The sequence below is a fragment of the Streptomyces sp. NPDC058534 genome, assembly GCF_042717365.1.
GTDB lineage: Bacteria > Actinomycetota > Actinomycetes > Streptomycetales > Streptomycetaceae > Streptomyces.
Map to the genome: position 1 here is coordinate 36,460 of NZ_JBHXNW010000010.1, position 5,352 is coordinate 41,811.

The following is a 5,352-nucleotide window of genomic DNA, read 5'->3' on the forward strand; positions in this document are numbered from 1 at the left end:
TTCCAACCCCCCCCCCTCCCCACGCGCTTTGGCGCGGGTTTGGGCGGGGCGGCTTTCTGCTGCCGGTGCACATGTAGCGCCGCCTCTCGCCCTGTGTCCACCGCCATTGGCGATTGACACGCTCCGTATTTGCCGCCCGGTCAGGAAACCTCTGCGGCGCTGTACGTTGGATGCGCCCACGAAGAGGGGTTGTCGAAACTGCGGTTGTTCCAGACGGCATACGGGGACGTGAACGAGTTCGCGCCCCGGCTCGCTGAGCCCGAAGCGGACGTGCAGCGCCTTGTCGAGGCGCGAACATAGAGGCGCTGCTGGGGGGCCGGTCCCTGGCGTGCGAGTACACGGCACGGGGCCGGTCCATGCCGGCCGAATCGACTCGCTGGGGCTCGATGTGAACGGAGCTCCCGTCGTGGTCGAGTACCAGCGCGGCACGGATTCGGGAGTGATCAACTAGGGGCTGTTCTACCTGAGCCGGCTCGTCGACCATCGGGCCGAGTTTGAGCACCTGGTCCGTGACCGGCTCGGGGTGACTGACGCGGCCCATGTGCTCTGGAGCGGGCCTCAGGGTGCGAGCGGATCGCGGAGCTGGCGGCAGCCGCGGACGAAATCCTCCTTGGCCTCGGTCGGGATCACCAAGGTGCAGCGCAAGCACTACAGCGCCTATCGGGGCTGCAGAACTTCGCGAGCATTCGCCCGCCGCAGCGGACCAAGGTCCATGTGTACCTTTCGCTCGACCCGGCCGAGGTCGATCTCGGCCCTGATTTCACCAGGAATGTGCGGGGCCTGGGCCAGCACGAAACAGGCGACCTGGAGGTGCGGCTGCAGACCGAGCGGGACCTGGAGCGTGCCCAGCATCTGTTCCGCGCCAGCTATGCGGGGGCCTGAAAGCCAACGGTCGTACGGACATGCAACGGCCTTGGCGCCGTGTGTGCTTGATTTGGATTCTTCGTCGTGAGACTGCCTTTCGATGGCGGGCAGGACGTGGCAGTGGAATACCTATCATGCGGAGAATATCCGGTTAGGCTAACCGGGGATTCTCCGCTATGTTCCGCCCCGCAGGTAGATTGTCAACTACTGGAAGGCTGCGTACCTAGCCAGGTGTTGGGGGGAAGTGGTTCTTATGCGCCTCGGCGATGTTGTCCTTTGACCAGGCCAGCCAGAAGTCCACTCCGATGCCGCCCTGGGGGTATCCCAGGTGGAAGAAGCGTTTCAAGAACCACATCTGCCTGTTGTGGTTGCTGACTTCTGCGGTGATCTCTTCCAGGTGCTCCAGCCATCCGAGCGCTTCCTCGTGGCGTTCGAGGTACAGGTCCCGAAGGCTGAGGTCGCTGTACCCGGCTCCGCCATGGATAGTGCCCTTCCCGCGCCACTCCCCGGCCATCGTTGTCGCGAGGTACCACACCACGGGGTCGCGCTTGCGTTTCTTGTTGTTGCACGGGGAGCAGGCCGGCACGAAGTTATCGAGATCATCCGAGCCCCCGTCGGCGAACGGTATGAGGTGATCCACAGTTGTCCCGTCACGGCGGTCGCAATACGCGCACTTACCGCCGTTGGCAGTGAGCACGGCCATTCGCTCCCAGACCATGAGGCTGCGGCGGCGCCTCGGGTTCGGGAGAAAGGTGCGTCTCTTGGCCACACTCGGTCCTTCCATGTCCTGTCCGATTGCGTCGGGGCTCTTGCGTCCTGCACCTGGGGCAGAAAGAGTCGTCCCGGCCTATGTCTCCGCCCCGGCCGCTTCCGGGCTGTCCTCGGCCACGGCGTAGCCGGGACGGACGGCCAGCGGGCCGTCAGGACCACGGACTCCTTCTCCGCGAACCAGGAGTGGTCGACGTCCTTCCCCCAAGCCACGTAGTCGCCCTGGCGTTCCAGGCGGACGGTGCGTCCGGGCAGTTCCACCAGGAAGCACCCGCTGATGAGGACCAGCAGGGCCGTACGGTCTTCACCCCGCACCCACTCCGTCCGCTCGTCCCTCGCGGGGTGGACGCCCCACTTGATCTCCGCGGCCTCGCTGTGCCGGGGGTCGGAGGAGTCCTTGAAGTGGCCCAGCAGCCACCTTCGGTCAAGGGCCGCACCCCATCCCGCGTTGCCCACGTACACGCTGTTGGCCATGGCCTGGGAAAGTATCAGCCGGGCGAGGGGGCTGCTCTGGGACGATGCGGTATGCCGTCAGCCCCTGCCGACACTTCGGACGGCGAGGTGCAGTACCGCGCCGGCCGCGGTGCTCCACCTCACCTCGGCCGAGCGGAAAACCCCCGAGCAGAGGAAGAGCCGATGCAGGACGTCGAGCCGACCCGGCGGGTCGGCAAGCTAGTACGGGACAAGATCCCGGAGATCATCCGTAGGGACGGGGCCGAGCCGGTCATCTACATTGCGGGGCCGGAGGAGTACAGGGAACGACTGCTGGAGAAGCTGGGCGAGGAGTACAGGGAGGTGCTGGAAGCCGATGACGAGGCCGCGCCTGGCGAACTTGCCGACCTAGTGGAGGCCGCGCTCGCGTACGCCACCCTCCTCGGCGTCAGCGCGGAGCAGCTGGAGGAGATCCGCGCCGCCAAGCAGGCCGAGCGCGGTGGCTTCGCCGACCGGATCGTCTGGATGGGCAACCGCTGACTCGCCCCGCCTCTAGTAAGACGGCTGCCGGCCGGCTGCCCCCGGCAGGCGCCTCCTTGGAGCCCCAGGCTTCCTGCCCGACCGTCGTGCCTAGCTCCAGGCGTGGCCTGGATCGGCATCCGCAACGTCGTCACCCGGACGACGCTCCACGCCCGCAGCTGTAACGGAGAGCAGTGATACCCAGGGCCAAATGGAGGTGCGACTCCGCGTAAGCCGAATCTGATGTCGGCTAGGGTTCGGTGCTGTCGCACGCTGGCCTGTCCGTGGAACCAGGGGACGCCGATGACACAGCAACTGTGGAGCAGCCAGAGGCATCAGACGGCGATCGGCCGAGTCCGTCTCTCGCAGCCGGCTCGCCGCGCCGTCGGCGACCTCCAGCTGGCACCTGGCACAGGAATACTGGACTACGGGTGCGGGCGAGGCGGCGATGTACGGGCACTGCGGCACCTCGGTCTTGATGTCGCAGGGTGGGACCCAGTACACGTTCCGGACGGGCGGCGCGAGCCGGCCGAGGTGGTCCTTCTCACCTATGTCCTGAACGTCATTGAGGATCCCGACGAACGACGCGAGACACTACAACGGGCCTGGAACCTCGCCAAATCGGCGCTCGTTGTGTCCGCGCGTTTGAGGTGGGAACGCAACCAGATCAAAGGCACGGAGTATGGCGACGGCATCCTCACCCAGCGCCGCACCTTTCAGCACCTCTACGCCGCCGGCGAGCTTCGCGACTACGTTGAGGAAGCCACCGGCGTCCGCTGCGTGTCGGCGGCGCCCGGCATCGTCTATGCCTTTAAAGACGACGCGGCTCGCCTGAGCTACCTGGCCCGCCAGGTCGCCCCCGACGGGGGATGGCTGGCGTCCGAGGACACCGCCTCGGCGATCACCTCGGTCGTCGATCATCTCGAACAGCGCGGCCGGATGCCTCAGCTTGAGGAAATGCCGGAGCCCATCATCAGCCTCCTCGGCCACCTGCGTCCCGCTGAACTCAAGCGCCTTGCCGAGCAGGAAGCCGACCCCGTGAAGGTCGAACGGAGCGCCGAGCGTGGGGCCCTCGACACTCTGCTGTTCCTCGCGCTGGAACTGTTTCACGGCCGAGGCCCGGTCAGCAGTCTGCCAGTGCCAGTTCAGTTGGACATCCGTGCCTACTTCCTTTCGTACGCCGAGGCGTGCCAGCGAGCGGATCGGCTGCTGTTCAAGCTGCGCGACGACGCCTACGTCCGTCGTGCTATGAACGGATCAATCGCCGGCAAATTCACCGCGACCGCCCTGTACGTGCACCGCCGGGCACTCCACCGGATCCCAGCCGTGCTGCGCCTGTACGAGCAGTGCGCGAGCATCGCTGCTGGCCGCCCTGGCGAATGGTCCGTGGTCAAGCTCCGCCACCAGGGCCGCGGTGTCAGCTGGTTGGACTACCCCGAGTTCGACACGGACCCTCACCCGCGCATCGCAGCGTCGTACGCCGTCGACCTGAAGACCCTCAAGTCCTCCTTCACCTCCTACGCGGACTCCACCAACCGTCCTCTGCTTCACCGGAAACACGAGTTCCTCGCCGAGGATGATCCCGACGCACCCAAATACCGGCGGCTCACGGACGCCGAGGTACGCGCCGGCCTCTACGAGAGCCCGCACCTGATCGGCACGGAAGAGGGCTGGGAACGCGAACTCGTACGCTGTGGGCGGGCGTTGCGTGGTCATCGGCTTGTACGGCGCACCACAAGCACCTGAGAGTCGCGCCGACTTTCGGCGCCGGAGCGATTGTCAGTGCCGTGTGTCACGCTCCACCCATGACCACTACCCGGATGGAGGGCCCCTGCCTGCCCTCGTACCGCACGCTGTCAACCCTCGCGCTGTCCGAGCCCGAGGAGCACGTCCGCGAACTCACCGACTGGGTTGAGCATGCCTCCGCCGTCTCCAGTGTTCCCGGGGCGCAGAACAGCTGGGACGCGGCCTACAAGTGGCTGCGCCTCGCGCAGGGCCTGCGCACCGTGACGTTCGACATGTCGTACGACGACGGCGGCATGTGCTCGGCCGGCCTAGACTTCGACGCCGTCTGGACCGAGATGATGGAGGAGTGGCAGCAGCACCAAATACGTCTCGGCTACCTGCGCGCAGCACTTGAAGGATTCACCCGGCTGCTGCACCCGGGCACCACGGAGTCTGGACTTGCCGTCGAGGCAGCAGAACAGCGGCTGCACCACCACGGCGACGCATGGCTCGTGCACGCACGCGCGGTCGCCGACCATCTGCGGACACATGCCCCGGGCGGAGTGCCGGGTGCCGGCACACCGGTGGCGGCTGCGGTAACCCAGGCGATTGCCCTGCACGAGATGGCCGTCCGGGGCCGTGCCGCCATCCCCGAACCGGACAGCGACGCGGACGGCATGGTCTTTCCCACCGGGCACGGCGAGGTCTGCGGGGTCAAGGAAGCCTCCACGGCGCTACTGCTGGGAATCCAGCTCCTTATGGCGGCGGCGGTGCATGAGGACCGCGTCGCCGTCTTCGACGACAAGTACCTTCTCGACGGCATGTGGATTCCCGACGCCTCGGGCGGCAGCCGCTGGGTGGATGAAGAGATGCCCTACGGCGAGTACCTCGCCGTTCTCCACCTTCAGCCCGGCGAGCCGCCCGAGCTCTGATTCCGGTCACGTGCAGTGCCCCGCGCCGATCACGTCGGCAGCCCGGGGGCAAACGACGGGTGGGGTGGGGGGGGCCGGGGGCGGGGCCCGCGCGCACACCCGCGCGCGCGAG

4 protein-coding genes and 2 pseudogenes are annotated in these 5,352 nt (G+C 66.9%); 4 read left to right on the top strand and 2 right to left on the bottom strand.

Annotation, left to right across the window (positions count from 1 at the left end; translation table 11 throughout):
• Window positions 1-189: 189 nt before the first annotated feature.
• Window positions 190-882 (top strand): annotated as a pseudogene (locus tag ACFWR9_RS08105) (transporter).
• 205 nt (window positions 883-1,087) lie between these two features.
• On the opposite strand, the gene ACFWR9_RS08110 reads toward ACFWR9_RS08105, so the two are convergent.
• The gene (locus ACFWR9_RS08110) at window positions 1,088-1,633 is read right to left on the bottom strand and encodes an HNH endonuclease (protein WP_383837299.1); all 546 of its coding nucleotides are present in this window, start codon (window positions 1,631-1,633) and stop codon (window positions 1,088-1,090) included.
• Window positions 1,634-1,711: 78 nt separating this feature from the next.
• A pseudogene (locus ACFWR9_RS08115) lies at window positions 1,712-2,106 on the bottom strand (signal peptidase I).
• Between the two features lie 162 nt (window positions 2,107-2,268).
• Between ACFWR9_RS08115 and ACFWR9_RS08120 the strand changes: the two are divergent.
• The 3 genes from ACFWR9_RS08120 to ACFWR9_RS08130 all read left to right on the top strand — a co-directional run bounded on the left by ACFWR9_RS08120 (window position 2,269) and on the right by ACFWR9_RS08130 (window position 5,240).
• Window positions 2,269-2,604 (top strand): hypothetical protein, encoded by a 336-nt coding sequence (locus ACFWR9_RS08120; protein WP_383837302.1) that lies wholly within the window; start codon window positions 2,269-2,271, stop codon window positions 2,602-2,604.
• A 282-nt stretch (window positions 2,605-2,886) separates the two neighbouring features.
• The gene (locus tag ACFWR9_RS08125) at window positions 2,887-4,329 is read left to right on the top strand and encodes a DNA phosphorothioation-associated putative methyltransferase (protein ID WP_383837305.1); all 1,443 of its coding nucleotides are present in this window, start codon (window positions 2,887-2,889) and stop codon (window positions 4,327-4,329) included.
• 59 nt (window positions 4,330-4,388) lie between these two features.
• Complete coding sequence (locus tag ACFWR9_RS08130) at window positions 4,389-5,240, top strand: hypothetical protein (RefSeq protein WP_383837308.1); 852 nt, start codon at window positions 4,389-4,391, stop codon at window positions 5,238-5,240.
• The last annotated feature ends 112 nt before the right edge of the window (window positions 5,241-5,352 follow it).

Coding starts and splice junctions, on each gene's coding strand:
- ACFWR9_RS08120 (WP_383837302.1), top strand. CDS start 2,269: ATGCAGGACGTCGAGCCGACCCGGCGGGTCGGCAAGCTAGTACGGGAC.
- ACFWR9_RS08125 (WP_383837305.1), top strand. CDS start 2,887: ATGACACAGCAACTGTGGAGCAGCCAGAGGCATCAGACGGCGATCGGC.
- ACFWR9_RS08130 (WP_383837308.1), top strand. CDS start 4,389: ATGACCACTACCCGGATGGAGGGCCCCTGCCTGCCCTCGTACCGCACG.